General features: G+C 64.5%; 23 protein-coding genes, 1 other RNA gene and 1 pseudogene. 9 read left to right on the plus strand and 16 right to left on the minus strand.

Going from position 1 to position 19,380, the window contains the following annotated elements; genetic code table 11:
- Positions 1 to 163 precede the first annotated feature (163 nt).
- Genes ruvA through ruvC form a run of 4 tightly spaced genes read right to left on the minus strand, consistent with a single transcriptional unit; the run spans position 164 to position 2,040 of the window.
- The gene (ruvA, locus tag ACED18_RS08295) at positions 164 to 781 is read right to left on the minus strand and encodes a Holliday junction branch migration protein RuvA (protein ID WP_377290802.1); all 618 of its coding nucleotides are present in this window, start codon (positions 779 to 781) and stop codon (positions 164 to 166) included.
- Entirely contained in the window at positions 778 to 1,191 is a 414-nt protein-coding gene (locus ACED18_RS08300) for a type II toxin-antitoxin system VapC family toxin (RefSeq protein WP_377290804.1), read from the minus strand. Before ACED18_RS08300 ends, ruvA begins: the two co-directional genes overlap by 4 nt.
- On the minus strand, positions 1,175 to 1,471 hold the full coding sequence (locus ACED18_RS08305; protein WP_377290806.1) for an AbrB/MazE/SpoVT family DNA-binding domain-containing protein: 297 nt from the start codon (positions 1,469 to 1,471) through the stop codon (positions 1,175 to 1,177). The genes ACED18_RS08300 and ACED18_RS08305 overlap by 17 nt, the downstream gene beginning before the upstream one ends.
- Before the next feature lie 56 nt (positions 1,472 to 1,527).
- Positions 1,528 to 2,040 carry a crossover junction endodeoxyribonuclease RuvC gene (ruvC, locus tag ACED18_RS08310; protein WP_377290808.1) on the minus strand — a complete coding sequence of 171 codons (513 nt, stop codon included), beginning with the start codon at positions 2,038 to 2,040 and terminating at the stop codon, positions 1,528 to 1,530.
- Positions 2,041 to 2,184: 144 nt separating this feature from the next.
- Between ruvC and ACED18_RS08315 the strand changes: the two genes are divergently transcribed.
- On the plus strand, positions 2,185 to 3,192 hold the full coding sequence (locus tag ACED18_RS08315) for an LLM class flavin-dependent oxidoreductase (protein WP_377290810.1): 1,008 nt from the start codon (positions 2,185 to 2,187) through the stop codon (positions 3,190 to 3,192).
- A 74-nt stretch (positions 3,193 to 3,266) separates the two neighbouring features.
- Here ACED18_RS08315 and ACED18_RS08320 read toward each other — a convergent pair whose 3' ends face one another.
- The 3 genes from ACED18_RS08320 to ACED18_RS08330 all read right to left on the minus strand — a co-directional run bounded on the left by ACED18_RS08320 (position 3,267) and on the right by ACED18_RS08330 (position 5,605).
- Entirely contained in the window at positions 3,267 to 4,013 is a 747-nt protein-coding gene (locus ACED18_RS08320) for a YebC/PmpR family DNA-binding transcriptional regulator (protein ID WP_377290812.1), read from the minus strand.
- Positions 4,014 to 4,139: 126 nt separating this feature from the next.
- The gene (locus tag ACED18_RS08325; protein WP_377290814.1) at positions 4,140 to 4,703 is read right to left on the minus strand and encodes a hypothetical protein; all 564 of its coding nucleotides are present in this window, start codon (positions 4,701 to 4,703) and stop codon (positions 4,140 to 4,142) included.
- A 35-nt stretch (positions 4,704 to 4,738) separates the two neighbouring features.
- Positions 4,739 to 5,605, minus strand: coding sequence for an MBL fold metallo-hydrolase (locus ACED18_RS08330; protein ID WP_377290816.1), 867 nt, complete (start codon positions 5,603 to 5,605; stop codon positions 4,739 to 4,741).
- 240 nt (positions 5,606 to 5,845) lie between these two features.
- On the opposite strand from ACED18_RS08330, the gene ACED18_RS08335 reads away from it, so the two are divergent.
- Positions 5,846 to 6,397 (plus strand): pyridoxamine 5'-phosphate oxidase family protein, encoded by a 552-nt coding sequence (locus tag ACED18_RS08335; RefSeq protein ID WP_377290818.1) that lies wholly within the window; start codon positions 5,846 to 5,848, stop codon positions 6,395 to 6,397.
- A gap of 67 nt (positions 6,398 to 6,464) precedes the next feature.
- Here ACED18_RS08335 and ACED18_RS08340 read toward each other — a convergent pair whose 3' ends face one another.
- The 5 genes from ACED18_RS08340 to ACED18_RS08360 form a co-directional block, all read right to left on the minus strand.
- Positions 6,465 to 7,289, minus strand: coding sequence for a YmdB family metallophosphoesterase (locus ACED18_RS08340; protein WP_377290820.1), 825 nt, complete (start codon positions 7,287 to 7,289; stop codon positions 6,465 to 6,467).
- A gap of 13 nt (positions 7,290 to 7,302) precedes the next feature.
- A complete protein-coding gene (locus ACED18_RS08345; RefSeq protein WP_377291121.1) occupies positions 7,303 to 7,884 on the minus strand; it encodes a 5-formyltetrahydrofolate cyclo-ligase in 582 nt (193 codons plus the stop codon).
- A 133-nt stretch (positions 7,885 to 8,017) separates the two neighbouring features.
- A non-coding RNA gene (gene ssrS / locus ACED18_RS08350) (6S RNA) lies at positions 8,018 to 8,176 on the minus strand.
- A 71-nt stretch (positions 8,177 to 8,247) separates the two neighbouring features.
- Positions 8,248 to 8,625 (minus strand): cell division protein ZapA, encoded by a 378-nt coding sequence (locus ACED18_RS08355; RefSeq protein WP_377290822.1) that lies wholly within the window; start codon positions 8,623 to 8,625, stop codon positions 8,248 to 8,250.
- Positions 8,626 to 8,648: 23 nt separating this feature from the next.
- A complete protein-coding gene (locus ACED18_RS08360; RefSeq protein ID WP_377290824.1) occupies positions 8,649 to 8,918 on the minus strand; it encodes a DUF4164 domain-containing protein in 270 nt (89 codons plus the stop codon).
- A gap of 297 nt (positions 8,919 to 9,215) precedes the next feature.
- Here ACED18_RS08360 and tkt point away from each other — a divergent pair, with 297 nt between their 5' ends.
- From tkt to ACED18_RS08380, 4 genes are all read left to right on the plus strand, one after another.
- Complete coding sequence (tkt, locus tag ACED18_RS08365) at positions 9,216 to 11,198, plus strand: transketolase (RefSeq protein ID WP_377290826.1); 1,983 nt, start codon at positions 9,216 to 9,218, stop codon at positions 11,196 to 11,198.
- 86 nt (positions 11,199 to 11,284) lie between these two features.
- On the plus strand, positions 11,285 to 12,295 hold the full coding sequence (gap, locus tag ACED18_RS08370) for a type I glyceraldehyde-3-phosphate dehydrogenase (RefSeq protein WP_377290828.1): 1,011 nt from the start codon (positions 11,285 to 11,287) through the stop codon (positions 12,293 to 12,295).
- 182 nt (positions 12,296 to 12,477) lie between these two features.
- The gene (locus ACED18_RS08375; protein ID WP_377290830.1) at positions 12,478 to 13,668 is read left to right on the plus strand and encodes a phosphoglycerate kinase; all 1,191 of its coding nucleotides are present in this window, start codon (positions 12,478 to 12,480) and stop codon (positions 13,666 to 13,668) included.
- 305 nt (positions 13,669 to 13,973) lie between these two features.
- Positions 13,974 to 14,903, plus strand: coding sequence for a PhzF family phenazine biosynthesis protein (locus ACED18_RS08380; RefSeq protein WP_377290832.1), 930 nt, complete (start codon positions 13,974 to 13,976; stop codon positions 14,901 to 14,903).
- 181 nt (positions 14,904 to 15,084) lie between these two features.
- Here the strand turns inward: ACED18_RS08380 and ACED18_RS08385 are convergent, their stop codons facing one another.
- Positions 15,085 to 15,240, minus strand: a complete 156-nt coding sequence (locus ACED18_RS08385; protein WP_377290834.1) for a hypothetical protein — start codon at positions 15,238 to 15,240, stop codon at positions 15,085 to 15,087.
- Positions 15,241 to 15,449: 209 nt separating this feature from the next.
- On the opposite strand from ACED18_RS08385, the pseudogene ACED18_RS08390 reads away from it, so the two are divergent.
- From ACED18_RS08390 to ACED18_RS08400, 3 genes and pseudogenes are all read left to right on the plus strand, one after another.
- A pseudogene (locus tag ACED18_RS08390) lies at positions 15,450 to 16,685 on the plus strand (MFS transporter); the annotation flags it as partial.
- A gap of 146 nt (positions 16,686 to 16,831) precedes the next feature.
- Positions 16,832 to 17,023, plus strand: coding sequence for a DUF1192 domain-containing protein (locus ACED18_RS08395; protein WP_377290836.1), 192 nt, complete (start codon positions 16,832 to 16,834; stop codon positions 17,021 to 17,023).
- 445 nt (positions 17,024 to 17,468) lie between these two features.
- On the plus strand, positions 17,469 to 17,987 hold the full coding sequence (locus ACED18_RS08400) for a DUF1465 family protein (protein WP_377290838.1): 519 nt from the start codon (positions 17,469 to 17,471) through the stop codon (positions 17,985 to 17,987).
- Positions 17,988 to 18,058: 71 nt separating this feature from the next.
- Here ACED18_RS08400 and ACED18_RS08405 read toward each other — a convergent pair whose 3' ends face one another.
- The 3 genes from ACED18_RS08405 to rpmE form a co-directional block, all read right to left on the minus strand.
- Positions 18,059 to 18,346, minus strand: a complete 288-nt coding sequence (locus ACED18_RS08405; RefSeq protein WP_377290840.1) for a YciI family protein — start codon at positions 18,344 to 18,346, stop codon at positions 18,059 to 18,061.
- A gap of 95 nt (positions 18,347 to 18,441) precedes the next feature.
- On the minus strand, positions 18,442 to 19,020 hold the full coding sequence (locus tag ACED18_RS08410) for a TetR/AcrR family transcriptional regulator (RefSeq protein WP_377290842.1): 579 nt from the start codon (positions 19,018 to 19,020) through the stop codon (positions 18,442 to 18,444).
- 137 nt (positions 19,021 to 19,157) lie between these two features.
- A complete protein-coding gene (gene rpmE, locus ACED18_RS08415; protein ID WP_149738084.1) occupies positions 19,158 to 19,379 on the minus strand; it encodes a 50S ribosomal protein L31 in 222 nt (73 codons plus the stop codon).
- Position 19,380 lies beyond the last annotated feature (1 nt).

Raw genomic sequence — 19,380 nt, forward strand, 5'->3', positions numbered from 1 at the left:
CAGTCCATTACGAGCGAGGGTGCCGTGGCAGACACGGCGTTTCCAACCGCTGGTCGCCGATGGCGCCGAAAACAAGGCACCGGCGCTGCGGACGATCGATCGACCGCTTATGCGCGATGGTAGCCGATTTGGAAACCACCCGCCGGCATTTCCATCAAAGCACTTATCGTGCCAGTTCCTTGAGGCCGAGGCGGATCAGCTTGGCGCTGTCGGCGCCCTCGCCGCCATTCTTGAGCGCCGCCGCCACCGCATTGGCAGCCTGGTCGCGCGAATAGCCGAGATTGGTCAGCGCTGACACGGCATCGGCAACCGGCGCGCTCGCGACGCCCTCCCCGATCTCCTGCTTGAGACCGATGGACGCCGCTGCCTCGCCCGCAAAGGCCGGCGCCTTGTTCTTCAATTCCGTGATGAGGCGGATCGCGACCTTGGGCCCGACACCGGGCGCACGCGAAACCGCCGTCTTGTCCTGCAACGCGATGGCATTGGCAAGCTCGCCCGGCGTCAGCGTGGACAGAACCGCCAGCGCCACCTTCGAGCCCACGCCCTGCACGCTCTGCAACAGACGGAACCATTCGCGCTCCAGCGCACTCAGAAAACCGAAGAGCCGCAACTGGTCCTCGCGCACATAGGTCTCGATGAACAGCACCGCCGCCTCGCCGGCCGAGCCGAGCTTGCCGAGCGTGCGCGACGAGCAATAGGCCACGTAGCCCACGCCGTGCACGTCGATCACCACATGATCCTCGCCGATCTCGTCGATGGTGCCTTTGAGTTTGCCGATCATGGGTGGGTCTCCGGTGTGATGAGATCGACCGTCGGGAAGTAGCGGCGATAGCCGGACGGGTCGCGCGTGAGCAGTCTGTAGCCCATGATGGCCGCGTGGGCGCCGATCAGGAAATCCGGCAGAACGCGTGTCCGCTGCCCGCCGCCGCTGCGGTAGATCCGAAAGGCCCGCGCAGCGAGAAAGGCGGCATGCCAGGGAATATCCTCGCGCCGGAACGTATCCTCGGGGAGCAGCCGGTCGACATCGTCGATCGTCTCGTAGCGAAAGGAAAATTCGGAATACACGATCGGATTGACAACCATGCCACCAGCCGCCGCCACCCGCGCGAGCCAGCGGCGCGACCAGTCGCTCCAGGCAGGATCGCGCACGGCGATGTCGACGAGCACATTCGTATCAATGAGCGTCGTCATCGCCGTGATCTCCGCCAAGCCGGTCCCGCGTCATCCGCGCCAGCGCGTCCGCATCCACATTCGGATCACCGGTTCCCGCCAGCGCATCGAGAGCAGCCATGACGCGCGCCATGTGCAACCGCTCCGCCGCGTCGCCGCCGCCGCCGCCGCCGCCGACCTTCGGCGCGATCACGACCCGGCCGTTCTCAAGCGAAAACACCACCTCGCTGTTCGGCTGGATGCCGGCCAGATCCCTGAGATCACGGGGAATGGTGACCTGCCCCTTGGATGTAACACGCATGACGCTCTCCTTTGCCGTAAGAATTATTCTTACAAAGAGAACAAGTCAAGAACGAACTATCCTGCCAGAGCCGCCAGCCGGCCCGCCATACCCTGCCGATTGTGCGCATGGCAGATCGCGATGGCGAGCGCATCCGCAGCGTCGTTGCCAGTAAACGTCGCCTTGGGCATCAGCACCTTCAGCATCATGTGGATCTGCTGCTTCTCGCCGTGGCCGACGCCGATCACCGCCTTCTTGACCGCGTTGGGCGCGTATTCGGCGACCTTGAGGCCCGCGCGGGCCGGCACCAGCATGGCGATGCCGCGCGCCTGCCCGAGCTTCAGCGTCGCGGTGGCGTCCTTGTTGACGAAGGTCTGCTCCACCGCCGCCTCGTCAGGCTGATAGCTGTGGACGATCTCGGCGAGACCGTCATGAAGCTGGCAGAGACGCGAGGCAAGATCCATGTCGCCATCGGAGGTCACCGTGCCCGAGGCCACGAAGCGCAGCGAATTGCCGAGCGTGTCGATGACGCCCCAGCCGGTGCGGCGAAGGCCGGGGTCGATGCCGATGATACGAATCGTGTCTTTCATGCGCGAAATCCTAGGCCTGATGCCGCGACGCTGCCAGCGAAATGTGAACAAAACAAAAACATATGGCCATATTTCGCCCGTCGGGTAGGATTGGAGCCCGACCGTTCCTACATGCCCGGGACCACCGAACGGAAAGGCACCGACATGACCGATCTCTCCATTCTCGATCTTTCGCCGATCAATCAGGGATCGACGGTCGCGCAGTCGCTGGAAAACTCGCGCCGGTTGGCGATCAAGGCAGAAAGCCTCGGCTACCGGCGCTTCTGGCTGGCGGAACATCACGGCATGCCCGGTATTGCAAGCGCTGCGACCGCGCTCGTCATCCAGCATGTGGCCGCCGCGACGACATCGATCCGCGTCGGGTCCGGCGGGATCATGTTGCCCAATCATTCGCCGCTGGTCATCGCCGAGCAATTTGGCACGCTGGAGGCCCTGTTTCCCGGCCGCATCGATCTCGGCCTCGGCCGCGCGCCGGGCACCGACATGAAGACGGCGCGCGCGCTCAGGCGTAATCTGGACGCCGCAGCCGAAAGCTTTCCGCAGGATGTCGTGGAACTGATGCGCCTTCTGGGGCCGGCCGACGCCGCCGGTGGCGCGGGCGTTCTAGCCGTGCCCGGCGCTGGCGCCAAAGTGCCCGTCTGGCTGCTCGGTTCCAGCCATTACTCCGCGCATCTGGCCGGCATCCTCGGCCTTCCCTTCGCCTTCGCCTCGCATTTCGCGCCGGATATGCTGCTGTCGGCGCTGGAGATCTACCGCGAACGCTTCGAACCCTCCGCCGTGCTGGACAAGCCCCATGTGATGGTCGGGGCCATGGCGGTCGCCGCCGACAGTGCGGACGATGCCGCGCACCACTTCACCTCCATGCAGCAATCCTTCCTGCGCCTGCGGCGCGGCACGCCGGGCGCCTTTCCGCCGCCGGTTGAGAGCATGGACGGGCACTGGAACGCGCAGGAGCGCATTATGGTCGAGCATACGCTGCAATATGCCATCGTCGGCGATCCTGGGACGGTGCGCCGCAGACTGGCCGAGTTCCAGTCCCTCACGGGCGCCGACGAGATCATCCTCTCCATGCCGGTCTACGACATGGACGCGAAACTGCGCTCGCTGGAGATTTTTGCCGAGGCGCGCGGCACGCTCCGGGCGGCAGCCTGATCGGCCCGACCTGAAACGGCAAAGGGGCCGGCGCGAGCCGACCCCCTTCCGTCTTCACGTGAGGACGATGGGTCTCAGGCCGAAAGCTTGGCCATGACTTCGTCGGAGACTTCGAAGTTGGAATAGACGTTCTGCACGTCGTCATCGTCTTCCAGCGTGTCGATGAGCTTCATCAGCGACTGCGCCTTCTCCTCGTCCACGGGAACGGTGTTCTGCGCCTTCCAGATGATCTTCACCGTCTCGGCTTCGCCAAGCGTGGCCTCGAGCGCCTTGGAGACGTCGCCCAGCGCTTCGAAACCGCAGATGATCGTGTGGCCGTCCTCGTCGGTGGTGACATCGTCGGCGCCGGCCTCGATGGCGGCTTCCATCACGGTGTCGGCATCGCCGACCGAGAGCTTGTAGACGATTTCGCCGACGTGATCGAAGGAGAAGGACACCGAACCGGTTTCACCGAGCGCGCCGCCAGCCTTGGAGAAGGTGGAGCGGACGGAGGATGCGGTGCGGTTGCGGTTGTCGGTCAGCGCTTCCACGATGACGGCAACGCCGCCCGGGCCGTAGCCCTCGTAGCGGACTTCGTCGTAGCTCTCGCTGTCGGCGCCCGAGGCCTTCTTGATGGCGCGGTCGATATTGTCCTTCGGCATGGACTGGGCCTTGGCGTTCTGGATCGCCAGGCGCAGGCGCGCATTCATGGCGGGGTCGGGAAGGCCGGCCTTGGCCGCAACGGTGATTTCGCGCGCGAGCTTGGAAAACATTTTCGATCGCACCGCGTCCTGACGGCCCTTGCGGTGCATGATGTTCTTGAACTGTGAATGACCGGCCATGACGCCCTCTGCTATGCCTGCCCTGTGTGGAGTGTGGCGCGCCTTATAGGACCCTTGCCGCCATTCGTCCAGCCGATGCCCGCTTTTTCAGCGCTTTGCGGCTGCAAGACCCATGCGCAGACCGGATCAATGCGCCTCGGTGCGCTTGCGCGAGAGAAAGATGCCGTGGCCGTCGCGCCGCTCGCAGGAAAGGCCGGTGCGCTCGGAGGTGCAGCGGAAGGGACCGGCCGTCCACACCTCCCCGTAATTCAGCACGAAGCCGCCACAGCACCCCTGATCGGCCACGTCGCGCGACAGAACCCCCGGTCCGCGCGCGGAAAGCGTCGCGCGGATATAGCGCGGCTCGACGATGTCGCAGGAAAGCTCCGGCCCGCCATCGGCGGGAACATAGACGCGGCTGCCGCCGGCCGGCGTGTAGACGCAGCCAATATTGCCCGTCGGCGTTTCGAAGGCCTCGGGATCCGGCAGCGGCGCGGTGTTGCGGGTCACGGTGCCCGCGCCGTTCACCGTACCGGCATCGCCGGTTCCGGTCTGCGGCACCGGTGTCTGCACCTCGCCGGCCGGTGCCGTGCCCATGCCATCGGCGGTCGGCTGTCGCGGCGCCGGTGTGCTGGTGGCCTCCGCGGCCCCGGCCACAAGGGCAAGCGCCATCACGCCCGCCGCCACACGCCGCATCACCGTCATCTTCATCTGCAATCCCCCGGCGCTACCGGGCGATATGCCCGTCAGACGCCCTTCAGGATATAAATCAGCGGCTTCTCTGGCAAGTTGCGCAGGGAGACGGTGATCCGGTCGCTGTCGCCAAAACGGTGGTCGAACCCGGCGCCGAACATCGAAAGAAACCTGTCGATCGGCGGTCCGCGCCGATGCATGGGCAGGATGAGGGCCGAGCGCAGCCGTGTCACCACCCGGCTCATGCTCTCGGCGCCCATGGTGAGGCCGCCATCGACGGGCACCATCACAACGTCGAGCCGCCCGATCGCCGCATAATGACTGTCGGTGAGTTCATGGTGCAGGTGGCCGAGATGGCCAATGCACAGGCCTGCGACCTCGAAAATGAAGATCGAATTGCCGTTCGCCTCCATCGCACCGCCGCGGGAGCGGATGTCGGTCGGAACATTGCGCACATAGGCATCCCCCACCATCAGATGATGGTCTGCCGCCTTGCCGGCATCGCCCCAGCCGTGCAGCACATGCCGGATCGCCGGATCCGGCGTCAGCGTGTAGTGGCTGGAATGCGCCTTGTTCATCGTCGCCACCGTCGGCGCCGCCGCCGGACGATTATAGCCGTTGAAGTCGGTCGCGATGGAGACGCCGCCCGGCGTTTCGATAAGGAAGGTCGAGTGTCCAAGGTAGGTGATCGACACCTCCTCGTTTCGCCGCGCCTGGGCAAAGACCAGCGGCAAAGTGGCCGGCGCGGCGCTGGCGAAACTCACGCCCGGTACCGCTTCGGCAATAGCCTGGCACTGGCTCACGGGCCTGTCGACCGCAGGGCTTGGCGGCGACAGCGCCTGCGCGAAGACCCGGTCGGTGGCGATAAGATGCAGAAGCACGATCGCGACGAAGGCATAGCCGAAATAGCGAAACATCACCGTCTCCCTTGTTCGGCCGGGCAGAAGCACCGGCACCCCAGTCGTCGATCACCCCTTGGGCGAGGATCAGCGAGAACGCGGCCCGCGTAAAGCCGCCGGTCAACGGCCACCGCTCATAAATGCGTGAAGACGCCGCCGGCCTGGCAAGCGGAAGCGGGCCCAAGGGAACAAGCAGGCCGCGCACGCGTTCGCTCCTCACACAATCGACAACCCCTCAGCCAACCCCAAGGGAGATCATCCATGAGCAACATGAGCAAGGCCCGCGAAAACCCGCGCCAGCAGCTTTTCGACCAGATCCACAGCGTCCACGCCGGCATGCTCGGCGTCGAGGGCTCGGGCCTGCACATGCAGCCGATGGCGCCCTTCCTCGACGAGCAGACGGCCACAATCTGGTTTTACACCAAGACCAGCGCAGAGATCGTCAGCGCCATCGGCTCCGGCGGCCACGCCCATTTCTGCGTGATCGGCAATGATCACGATTACCACGCCTGCGTTGCCGGCCGCATCACCGTGACGAAGGATGCCGCCCGCATCGACCAGTTCTGGAATTCGGTTGTCGAAGCCTGGTTCGAAGGCGGCAAGAACGATCCGGAACTGACCATGTTGGCGCTGCGCATGGAGGACGCGGAAATCTGGGCTTCGACCGGCTCGACGCTGAAGTTCGGCTGGGAAATTGCCAAGGCCAAGCTGACCGACAGCGAGCCGGACGTGGGTGTGAAGACGCACGTCGTCTTCAACGAGGCCCAGCGCGGCGCGGCGGCTCTCGATCCCCTTCGCCCGCAGATGATCTGACGACGGGCGCGACGCGCGCAAGACAAGACAGGCGGGGCGGCCGTTACATGCTGGCCGCCTTTCTCTGTCAGGACCAAAAGTCGGGCAGCGTTTCGGCGAGACGCGGCCCGATGCGCAACGGCGCGATCTTCTCGGCCAGACCCGTGCGATCAGAGATCTCGACGCCAACGCCGCAGATCGTCGCCGGACCGCTTGCCGCCTCGAAGCGGCCCTTCGGCATCTTCGAAATGAAGCGGTTCAGCGGCTCTTCCTTGTCCATGCCGAGCGAGGAATCATAATCGCCGCACATGCCGGCATCCGACATATAGGCCGTGCCGCCGGCAAGGATCTGGTGATCGGCGGTCGGCACGTGGGTGTGGGTGCCGACGACGAAGCTCGCCCGACCATCGACGAAATGGCCGAAGCACTGCTTTTCGCTCGTCGCTTCGGCATGGAAGTCGAAGACGATCGCATCGGCCTGTTCGCCGAGCGGGCATGCGGCAAGGATCGCCTCGCCCGCCTTGAAGGGATCGTCGAGTTCCGGATGCATGAAGACCCGGCCCATGATGTTGGCAACGAGCACGCGCGCGCCGTTGCGGGCGATATAGAGATTGGAACCGCGCCCCGGCGTGCCGGCGGGATAGTTGGCGGGACGGAGAAACTGGTCGTGCCGGCCGGCAAAGGTGACGGTGTCCTTCTGGTCCCAGACATGGTTGCCGGTCGTCACCACATCGGCGCCCGCATTGATGGTCTCCAGGAAGATGTCCTCGGTGATGCCGAAGCCGCCGGCGGCGTTCTCGCCGTTGACGATGACGAAGTCGAGCTTCAGATCGGCGATCAGACCCGGCAGGCGGTTCCAGACGGCCACCCGCCCGGTCTTGCCCACCATGTCACCCAGAAACAGAAGCCGCATGCCCTCGCCTCACCTATGCTCTCTTGAAAACGCGCAATCCGCTTTCGGTCAGCACTGCATCGAGCGCGACATCATGCGGTTCCGCGGGCACTGATGCCACTTCCTGGCAGTCGAATGCAATCCCGATCAGCCGCGGGCGGCGTCCCATGCCCCGCAAACGGTCGATCGCGCGGTCATAATGGCCGGCGCCGTAGCCGATCCGGTTGCCGGCCGCATCGAAGGCCGAGAGCGGCACCAGCAGCAGATCGGGATCGAGCACGGCCGCCTCCGGCCCCGGCCCGGTCGTGCCGAAGCCCGTGGAGACGACAGGCGCGCCCTCGGCGAACTCCCGGAAGACGATCGTCTCGCGGTCGAGCACCACCGGCAGGCAGAGCCGCGCACCGCGCGCGCCGAGCCGTGCCATCAGCGGCCGGATGTCGGCCTCAGAACGGATCGGCCAGAAACCGGCAACCACCTGGCCCGGTGGAAACGCGATCGCCTCGCCGCCCTGCGCGAGCATCGCCGCGCTTGCATTCGCCCGCGCCTCGGCGCCCATGGCGTCGCGCAGCGCCAGCCGTTCGGCGCGGATTGCCTTTTTCCGCTCGCGTGGCGTGATGACCGTCTCGTCCATCGGTTCCTCCGTCATGTCAGGGAAACAATGCCAGCCGCAGCCAGGCAGCGCCACGCCGGATACGACGCGGCGTGCCGCCGAAAGTGTCGGCCGGTGCAAAACGGGAATAAGGTGGGAAGTGCGATCCACGACGACCGATGGATATTTTACGATCCCGGGTGCCTACAAAGTAGGTGGGCGCCATATGTCCGGACCCACGAGTCCGGCCAGGGACAGCTCCCTTGAGATCGAGTATGGCCCCGGGGATTGTGGATCCTGTCGGGAAGCGCAGACCGCTATAGAGATATAGAGCGGATCGCGTCCGGTTGCCAGTGGCGAACCATGCCGGAACCAACAATTCGGCGCTGCCTACTCTGCCGCCGTCGGTGCCCGGCCGCTGAGCTTGGCGGTGATGCCGAGAATCTGGGCGGTGACATCCGCCAGCGCGCTGGCGATGAGGTCGTCGCCCTTGGCCTGTTCGGCCAGCGCCGCATCCCTGACACCACGGATGTTTTCCACCTCGGTCTCCAGCGTCTTCAGACGGCGGCTGACTTCGGAGAGTTCATCCATGACCATGATGCCGGCCATGACGGTGATGCGCAGATCGCCGATCTCGCCGAATTGCTGCTTGAGATGGCCCACATAGCGGTCGAAACGCGCGGCAAGCTCGGTCAGGTGGTCTTCCTGCCCCTCTTCGCAGGCCATGCGATAGGCCTTGCCGTCGATGTTCACCGTGACCTGTGCCATGTCAGTCCCTTATCTTGCGCGGATTAGCGGTCGAGCACCGCGCGGATCGTCTCCATCGCCGTCACCAGGCGGCGCGAGACCTCGCGGTTGACCTCTTCCAGCCGATTGGCCCTAAATTGCGACTGGTCGAGTTCCTGGGCCAGACGGGCGCGATCGACATTGACGCGCCGGACCTCGTTTTCCGCCTCGCCCATGTCGCGCTCGCGCTCAACGCGACTGTCGATCACCTTTTCAAGGGTCGACAATGCAGACTTCAACTCGTCGATCGCTGCCTTGACCGATTTCGATGGCATGCTGCCCCGCGTCCCTCGTGAAGACCCGCCCGAATCCGTGCGGACATGGCTTGAAAAGCAATGGCACCGTCATAAACCCATTCATATCGGGACAACAACCGTTTCAAAGACACAGTTTGCCGCGAAGCTGTGGATCAAAACGATTTAAACCCAGCGCAAGCGGGCTTCTTTTGAAGTTTTCCAAGGTTTTGTCTTTGTTGACTTGCCCGTACCACCTGCTATGTGTCGGGCGCTTCTAGCGCGGTCTTTGGAGGATAGAGACCGTTCCCTGACCACCGATTTTTGAGCGGAACAGTCATGAACTCTCGCGAAAAACACGACCGGATGGCGAATGCGATCCGTTTCCTTTCCATGGATGCCGTCGAGAAAGCAAACTCGGGCCACCCTGGACTGCCGATGGGAGCGGCCGATGTTGCCACCGTCCTCTTCACCAAATACCTGAACTTCGATCCCAAGGCCCCGCACTGGCCGAACCGTGACCGGTTCGTGCTCTCCGCCGGCCACGGCTCGATGCTGATCTACTCGCTGCTCTATTTGACGGGCTACGAGGACATCACCATCGACGAGATCAAGAACTTCCGTCAGCTGGGCTCCAAGACCGCCGGCCACCCGGAATACGGCCATGCCGCCGGCATCGAGACGACCACCGGTCCGCTCGGCCAGGGCATTGCCACCGCCGTCGGCATGGCGATTGCCGAAAAGAAGCTGAACGACGAGTTCGGCGGCGATCTCATCGACCACTATACCTATGTGCTGGCCGGTGACGGCTGCCTCATGGAAGGCATCAGCCAGGAAGCGATCTCGCTGGCCGGCCACCTGAAGCTCAACAAGCTGATCGTCTTCTGGGACGACAACAACATCTCCATCGACGGCCCGATCTCGATCGCCGACTCGACCGACCAGCACGCCCGCTTCAAGGCATCGGGCTGGAACACGATCGCCGTCGACGGCCATGATCCGGACGCCATCTCGGCCGCCATCGAAACGGCCCAGAAGTCCGACAAGCCGACCATGATCGCCTGCAAGACCGTGATCGGCTTTGGCGCGCCCAACAAGGCCGGCACCCACAAGGTGCACGGCTCGCCGCTCGGCGCAGAAGAAATCGCCGCCACCCGCAAGGCGCTGAACTGGGAATCGGAAGCCTTCGTGGTTCCCGCCGACGTTCTTGACGCATGGCGTCTGTCGGGTCTGCGTGCCACCAAGGTGCACAAGGAATGGCAGGCCCGCCTCGAAAAGACCGAGGCCGAGAAGAAGGCGCAGTTCACCCGCCGCTTTGCCGGCGAGCTGGAAAGCGGCCTGGCGCCCGCGATCTCTGCCTACAAGAAGAAGCTGGCCGAAACCAAGCCCAACCCGGCGACCCGCAAGGCGTCCGAGGATGCGCTCGAGGTCATCAACGGCGTGCTGACCGAGACGATCGGCGGCTCGGCCGACCTCACCGGCTCCAACAACACCAAGACCAGCCAGACCAAGTCGATCACCCCGACCGACTTCACCGGCCGCTACCTGCATTACGGCATCCGCGAGCACGGCATGGCGGCTGCGATGAACGGGATCGCGCTGCATGGGGGTCTCATCCCCTATTCCGGCGGCTTCCTGATCTTCTCGGACTATTGCCGTCCGTCGATCCGCCTCGCCGCTCTCATGGGCATCCGCGTCATCCACGTGCTGACGCATGATTCCATCGGTCTTGGCGAAGACGGCCCGACGCACCAGCCGGTCGAGCAGATGGCAGCACTGCGCGCCATCCCCAACCTCCTGATGTTCCGCCCGGCCGATGCCACGGAAACGGTGGAGTGCTGGCAGCTTGCGCTTGAGAACAAGCACCGTCCGTCCGGCCTGGCGCTGACCCGCCAGAACCTGATGCCGATCCGCACCGAGTTCGAGGAAGACAATCTCTGCGCCAAGGGCGCCTACGAGGTCGTCTCCAATAGCGATGCCAAGGTGACGATCTTCGCTTCGGGCTCCGAAGTCGAGATCGCCGTCAAGGCCGCCGGCACGCTGAATGGAAAGGGTGTCTCCACCCGCGTCGTCTCCGTGCCCTGCTTCGAGCTCTTCGAAGACCAGCCGGAAGACTACAAGCGCGCCGTCATTGGCGATGCGCCAGTCAAGATCGCGGTGGAAGCCGCCATCCGCCAGGGCTGGGACGCCTTCATCGGCTCCGACGGCATCTTCATCGGCATGCATGGCTTCGGCGCTTCGGGCCCCTACAAGGAGCTCTACAAGCATTTCGGCATCACGCCGGAAGCCGTGGTCTCCGCTGCCGAGGCCAAGCTTTCCTGATACCGCTTCTGGGCGGCCGGCATCCCCGGCCGCCTTTTTCTTAAGTCGCTTAAATCCCAAGCGCATTTCACAGGGAGAAATCTGACATGACAGTGAAAGTCGCCATCAACGGCTTCGGCCGCATCGGACGCAACGTTCTGCGCGCCATCGTGGAGTCCGGCCGCACCGACATCGAAGTGGTCGCCATCAACGACCTCGGCCCGGTCGAGACCAACGCCCACCTGCTGCGTTACGACTCCATCCATGGAAAGTTCCCGGCAAGCGTCGAAGTCCAGGGCGACACGATCGTCGTGGCCGGCGGCAAGCCGATCAAGGTCACCGCGATCAAGGATCCGGCCACCCTGCCGCACGGCGAAATGGGCGTTGATATCGCGCTTGAATGCACCGGCATCTTCACCTCGCGCGACAAGGCTGCTGCCCACCTGACGGCTGGCGCCAAGCGCGTCATCGTCTCGGCCCCGGCCGATGGCGCAGACCTCACCGTCGTCTTCGGCGTCAACCACACGGCGCTGACCAAGGACCACCTCGTAATCTCCAACGCCTCCTGCACGACGAACTGCCTGGTTCCCGTCGTCAAGGCGCTCGACGACGTCGTCGGCATCGATCATGGCTTCATGACCACGATCCACTCCTACACGGGTGACCAGCCGACGCTCGACACGATGCACAAGGACCTGTATCGCGCCCGCGCCGCCGCTCTCTCGATGATCCCGACCTCGACGGGCGCTGCCAAGGCCGTTGGCCTCGTGCTGCCGCACCTCAAGGGCAAGCTCGACGGCACCTCGATCCGCGTTCCCACCCCGAACGTCTCGGTCGTCGACTTCAAGTTCGTTGCCAAGCGCGACACGACGGTCGCCGAGATCAACGGCGCCATCAAGGCTGCCGCCGATGGCCCGCTGAAGGGCATCCTCGGCTACACCGACGAACCGCTCGTTTCGCGTGACTTCAACCACGACAGCCACTCCTCGATCTTCGCCAACGACCAGACCAAGGTCCTGGAAGGCAAGTTCGTCCGCGTCCTGTCCTGGTACGACAACGAATGGGGCTTCTCGAACCGCATGGCCGACACCTCTGTCGCCTTCGCCAAGCTGATCTGACGACAGCACCGGCCCGGACAGCAATGTCCGGGCCTCTTCTTCTGCGGGCCGAGATGCGCGGGTCGAAGAACCCTGCGCCCGGCCGCTTCCGATAGTTCCGCGCGCCCTCCCGCCCGCGCTGCCAGAGGCGTCTCCCACGCCGCAGCCCGCCCGCCGGACGGCCACCTCACAGGGAGTGTTTCATGAGCTTCAAGACCCTCGACGACCTCACCGATATCGCCGGCAAGCGCGTCCTGGTGCGCGTCGATCTCAACGTGCCGGTCAAGGACGGCAAGGTGACGGACGCGACCCGCATCGAGCGCGTCGTTCCCACCATCCGCGAACTCTCCGAAAAGGGCGCAAAGGTCATCCTGCTCGCCCATTTCGGCCGTCCGAAGGGTGAGCCGGTCGCCGACATGTCGCTGGAGCCGATCGCGGCCGCCGTCGAGGAAATCCTCGACCAGCGCGTCCATTTCGCCGCCGACTGCATCGGCGACAAGGCCGCCAGCGCCATTGCCGGTCTGAAGGATGGCGACGTGCTGCTGCTCGAAAACACCCGCTTCCACAAGGGTGAAGAGAAGAACGACGCGGACTTCACCGCAAAGCTCGCCGCCAATGGCGACATCTACGTCAACGACGCCTTCTCCGCCGCCCACCGCGCCCATGCCTCGACCGAAGGTCTTGCCCGTCACCTGCCGGCCTATGCCGGCCGCACCATGCAGGCCGAACTGGAAGCTCTGGAAAAGGGCCTCGGCAAGCCGAACCGCCCCGTCGTCGCCATCGTCGGCGGCGCCAAGGTTTCCACCAAGATCGACCTCCTGCAGAACCTCGTGAAGAAGGTGGACGCCCTCGTCATCGGTGGCGGCATGGCCAACACCTTCATTGCCGCGAACGGCACCGATGTCGGCAAGTCGCTCTGCGAGCATGACCTGGCCGAAACCGCCCGCGCCATCACGGCCGAAGCGGCAAAGTCCGGCTGCACCATCGTCCTGCCCGTCGATGGCGTCATCGCCCGCGAATTCAAGGCCGGCGCCGACAACGAAGTCGTCGACATCACCGCCATCCCCGCCGATGCCATGGTGCTCGATGTCGGGCCGAAGTCGATTGCCGCCGTCAACGAATGGATCTCCAAGGCCTCGACGCTCGTCTGGAACGGCCCGCTCGGCGCCTTCGAAATCGCCCCCTTCGACAAGGCAACCGTCTCCGTCGCCCGCCATGCGGCGGCTGAAACCAAGGCCGGCAAGCTGGTCTCCGTCGCCGGCGGCGGCGATACGGTGGCAGCCCTCAACCATGCCGAAGTCGCCGACGACTTCACCTACGTCTCCACCGCCGGCGGCGCTTTCCTGGAATGGATGGAAGGCAAACCGCTCCCGGGCGTCGACATTCTCGGCTGACAGGGCACGGGCGCTCGCCAAGCGTGATCGCCCGCCGTGTTCGCACGCCCCAAACCTCGGGAATTGCCTTCGGGGAAACCGGGCCCTCTGCCGCCCTCATCCTCGGGCTTGACCCGAGGATCCACACCTCACCCACGACGGCTGGCGCATGGATGCTCGGGTCAAGCCCGAGCATCACGGGCGTGACGTGAGGGCGGCGTGCGGGCAACCCGGCTCCTCATTCTTGTCCCGCTGACAAGTTTCCCGTTCCAGCCCGCCGCCGCACGGCGCTAGAAGGGGCCCTCGACCACAAGAGGAGCCCGCCCGTGCCAAAGGTGCCCTTCGTCACTCTCGACGTCTTCACCACCACCCGCTTCGGCGGCAACCCGCTGGCCGTCATCACCGATGCCACGGGTCTTGATACGGCCGCCATGCACGCGATCGCGGCGGAGTTCGGCTATTCCGAAACGACCTTCATCCTGCCACCGAAGGACCCCGCCAATACGGCCGAGGTGCGCATCTTCACGCCCACCATGGAGATCGACTTTGCCGGCCACCCAAATGTCGGCACTGCGCAGGTGGTTGCCGAGCGGATCGCAGCCGAGACCGGCACTCTGCCGGAGACGCTGCGCTTCGAGGAACGGGCCGGCCTCGTCACTGTCGAGATCCTGAAGGCGGCCGACGGCACGCTTTCCGGCACGCGGATCACCGCCCCGCAGCCGCTTTCGCTTGGAAGCCCGGTCGCCGTCGAAACCCTGGCAGCGGCCGCCGGCCTCGACCCGGCCACCATCCGCACCGCAAGCCACCGGCCCGTCTTCGCCTCCGTCGGCCTGAAATTCGCGATCGCCGAACTGGAAAGCCTCGAAGCGCTGGCCGCAGCCGTGCCGGATACAGCCGCTTCGCGCAAGGCGCAGGCGGCCTACGCCGCGGACACCGATCACTTCCCGGTCTTCCTCTATGTGCGGGAGCAAACAGAGGCGGGCGCACCCATGGCCATCCGCGCCCGCATGTTCGCCCCGCTCGACAATATCCCAGAAGATCCGGCAACCGGCAGTGCGTCCGGTGCGCTCAGCGCCTTGCTGGCCACGCTCGATCCGCGTGCGGATGCAAAGCTTCAGATCACCATCCGCCAGGGCGTGGAAATGGGCCGCGAGAGCACCATCCACGTCACCGCTGAAAAGCGAAACGGCAAGGTCGGCGCCGTGACCATCGCCGGCCGCAGCGTGCCCGTGATGGACGGCTTCATCACGCTGTAAGCCACCTGTATCGCGCGAAACAGCGCGGAGCGGCGCAATCGGCGACAGTCCGGTTCAGGGACGAGATGGTCTCGCCCTGCAACCCGGAGAACCCGCCATGCTTCGTACGATCCTTGCCCTGATTGCCGAAACCATTGCCGCGCTGACCTTTACCCGTCCGGGCAACGGCCGCTGACCCACTCTACGGACGGATCAGCACCGTCACCATCATGGCGGCGATGGCCGCCACGGCGATCTTCCACACATCGCCCCGACGCCTCAGACCGGGCAGGCCGATCGGCCGCACGAGATGGAGCGCCATCATTACAAGGAGCAGGAGCGGCAGAACTTTGCCCATGGTCGAATCGCGTTCCGCAAAGGTTGACCCTGCTCTGATAGACCCGCCGGGGGCACGGAAGATAGGGGCGATCATGTGTCATCCCGCTAGGCCGTGTCAGGCGTGCCACCTGTCGCGTGAGTTCGTGCCGGAGCACGCAAAGTGGATTCCGCTCGGAGCGAAGATACGGTAGGAAATCCTGCCTGATCCGGAAACGAAGCGGACCCGAAATGAGAAACAACCTGTTGCCCGTGGCCGCGCTCCTGCTCGGCACCCTGTTCCTCTTTCTCGGCAATGGCCTGCACGGCCTGCTGCTGCCCGTCCGCGGCACGACGGAAGGCTACTCGACAACCCTGCTCGGTCTTCTCGGCACGTCCTGGGCCACGGGTTTCGTGGCCGGCTGCCTGCTGGCGCCAGCGCTCGTCAAACGCATCGGCCATGTCCGCGCCTTCTCCGGCTTTACCTCGCTGATCGCAATCATCGCACTGCTGACCGGCCTGCTCGTCGATCCCGTCTGGTGGGTCGTCCTGCGCGCCGTCACCGGTTTTTCCACCGCCGGCACCTCCATGATCATCGAAAGCTGGCTGAACGAGCGCGCCACCAACGAGAGCCGCGGCGCGATCTTCTCGCTCTACATCGCCATCACCCTCTTCGGCGTCGTCGGTGGGCAGATGATGATCCCGTTCGGCGATACGAGCGCCTCCACCTTCTTCATGATCTGCGGCATTCTCTACTGCCTCGCCATGATGCCGACGCTGCTCTCGAACGCCCAGTCGCCACAGCCGCTGAAACAGGTGAAACTCGACCTCCGGGCGCTCTATCGCAACTCGCCGGTTTCCTTCCTCGGCATCCTCATGGTCGGCATCGCCAACGGCGCCTTCGGCACGCTCGGCGCCGTTTTCGGCCGTCAGGCAGGCCTTTCGGACAGTACCGTCGCCCTCATGATGAGCGTGACGATCTTCGCCGGCGCGGCCATGCAATTTCCGGCCGGCCGCTTCTCCGACATGACGGACCGCCGCTACGTGCTCGCAGCCCTCGCTGCCATCGGCGCCATCGCCGGCTTGCTGATCTTCCTGGTGGAACCGTCGAACGTCACGCTGCTGCTCACCCTCATCGCCATCTACGGCGCCATGGCGAACGCGCTCTACCCGATTGCCGTCTCGCACGCCAACGACTTCGCCCAGCCCGAGGACTTCGTGAAGGTTTCCGGCGGCCTGTTGCTGCTCTACGGCATCGGCACGATCATCGGCCCGACCATCGGCGGCCCGGTGATGACCGCTGCCGGGCCCTACGGCCTCTTCATGATCACGGCAGCCGCCCATCTCGTCGTTGCCGCCTACGCCATCTTCCGCAGCCGCCGCCGCGCACCGAGGCCGGCCGCCGAGCGCGACGCCTACTCCGCCGTCAATCCCGGCATGTTGACGACGCCGGAGAGCCTGCAGCTCTCGCCCAAGGCAGCCCCTTTCACGCCCAAGCACGATCAGGCGGCCATGGGCGAAACGTCGCAACCCGCGCCCGACGCACCGCGCGAGGCGATGCCAGACGAACTGCCCGTCCATGTCAGCACCGATGCACCGGACGCCCCTGCCACCGGCCCATCAGGAGAAAAGCCATGAGCCTCTTCGAGGATGACGCCCGCAAGCCAAAGCCGGCCGGCCACGAGATCGGCAGCGATCTTTCGCTGCTCTCGGCCGACGAACTGGAAAACCGCATCAACCTGCTGACGGCAGAAATCGCCCGCCTCCAAGCCGAACGCGATCGCAAGCGCGCCTCACGCTCGGCAGCCGAAAGCCTGTTTCGATAAGGGCGACACAAGTTTTCTTGCCGAACGCAAGACCGATGGGCGCACAAAGCGAATCACCTTGCGATCAGAGTTAAGCCAACATCTCGAAACGGCACGTGCGACGACTGTTGTTTACCGAATATTAAGCTTCATGAGTGATTACTGTGAACATCCGGTCTCTACCGGGTTCAGACAATTTCACCTTCTGGCGAGTGGTCTGATTTTTCTCCCTGTTTTACCTTGAGAGCCGCTTTTCGCGGCTCTTTTTTTGTTCACGACAACGTGTGGCGCGTGCCGTAATTTCGCCCACAGGTAAGAGAAGTGTGGAGATTAACCTTCTATTAAGAATGTCCTTGCGTGAAATCCGTTAAGTGATCATTCTCCAACCACAAGTGCGGCGGAAACCTTTATGGGTGTCGCCCGTTAGGTTTGTTGAGTGATGCGTGATAACCGAGGAAACGAGATCATGTCGGAACGTGGATTGAACACCGTGAGCTTTGCCGGGCACGTGGCATCGTCTGCGCAGTTCCGTGCACTCTATGCCGAGGGCATGGGTCTCGTCGAGGAAACCGCAAGCTACCTGGATGGGCCCGGCCGCGCCGCCTCCAAGGTTCTGCCGCGCATGGCTTCTGTCCTCTATGCAGCCGAATCCATGCGCCTCACCACCCGTCTGATGCAGATGGCCTCCTGGCTGCTCCTGCAGCGCGCCGTGAACAATGGCGAGATGAGCCGTGACCAGGTTCTCTCGGAAAAGAACAAGGTTCGCCTCGACAGCTTCAACGTCGATCGCAACGCGCCCGGCTGGACCGACCTGCCCGAAGCCTTCCGCGACCTCATCGAACGCTCGCTCCGCCTCCAGAACCGCGTCGCCATCCTCGACCGCGAGATCTACCGCCCCAACGAAGAGGCCGAGATCGTCGCCGACAACGAGAACGCTGTGCAGGCACAGCTGAACCTGCTGCAGACCGCCTTCAGCCGCAGCTAAGCGCTCGCGCAGCACTGCGTTTGAAAAGCCGTCGAGACCGAAAGGGCTCGGCGGCTTTTTCGTGCCTGATGTCATGCGGCCAGGAAAGCGAGTCTCGGATCGGTGCGTCCCGGCACCACCTCCAGAACCTCCGCCGCGACGACATTTTCGGCCACGAAGGGATCGGACTGCACGAAGGCGTTGAGCGCCTCCCGGCTCACGCCATTGGCGAGGATGACGCCGCCGGCGCGGGGTTGCAGGCTGCCGGCCAGAAGGAGAATGCCCTCCTCGAAGCCGCGACGGAGCCAGGCATTATGCTCATCCATCAGCGCGCCGGCCTTGTCGCGGTTCGCTGCGAAGCGGAGGGTGACGATAAACATTGGGTTTCTTCCTTTCCGAATGCCCGCGCGCGATCATTCCGGCGGCAGGCGGTGCCGGTTTCCCTGGGGAACGGGAATGCAGATGTGAGCCCGGATCAGGCCGGCGGACCGAGCGCGGACAGCCAACCATCGAAGTCGGCCACCTCGCGGCGAACAAAGGCCTCGTCGCGGAACGTGGCAGCGAGCGTCGCCACGCCCTGGCTGCGCATCAGCACGTGAAGGGCGAGTGCATCGGCCTCGGCCTCTCGCCCGAGGGCCACGAACTGCCGCGCGAGCCAATCGCGGAACAGGGCCAGCACCGCTGCCGCCTCCCCCTGGGCGGGATGCTTGAGCTTGGCAAGCTCGACGCAGAGCGTGCCGACGTGACAGCCATGCGCCATGATCTTCGCCTGATTGTCGATGAGAATGCGAAAGAAGCGGGCGATGCGCGCGGCCGGCGTCGGCTCCTCGGCCTCCCAGGCCGCGAGCATCGTTTCCCGCGCCCGATGCCGCTCCGCGATCACGGCAACCAGGATCTCGTCCTTGGCACGGAAGTGATAATAGAAATTGCCACGCGACAGCCCGACGGCACCGGCAATATCGGCAAAGGACGTGGCTTCATATCCCCGCTCGTAGAACAGCCGGTCCGCTGCCGCCACGATGTGCTGACGCGTGTCCTGCCCCGCCTTCGCCATGCCGTCCTCCGCTAGGTCGATTGTCCTAGACCGACAATTAGGACGATCGACCTAATTCTGTCAAGCCTGCCGCGCGCAACAAAAAAGCCCGGCACGATGGCCGGGCTTTCTGGAAAGTCTTGCAGTCCGCAGGCGGATCAGAGGCCGAGGCCGCCGAAGCGCTTGTTGAACTTCGAAACGCGGCCGCCGCGGTCCAGCATCTGCTGGTTGCCGCCGGTCCAGGCCGGGTGCGAGGTCGGGTCGATTTCGAGGTTCATGGTGGCGCCTTCAGAACCCCAGGTCGAGCGGGTCTGGTATTCGGTGCCGTCGGTCATGACGACCTTGATCATGTGGTAGTCGGGGTGGATATTCGCCTTCATC

The sequence above is a fragment of the Rhizobium sp. SG2393 genome (assembly GCF_042610495.1).
Taxonomy (GTDB): Bacteria; Pseudomonadota; Alphaproteobacteria; order Rhizobiales; family Rhizobiaceae; genus RU20A.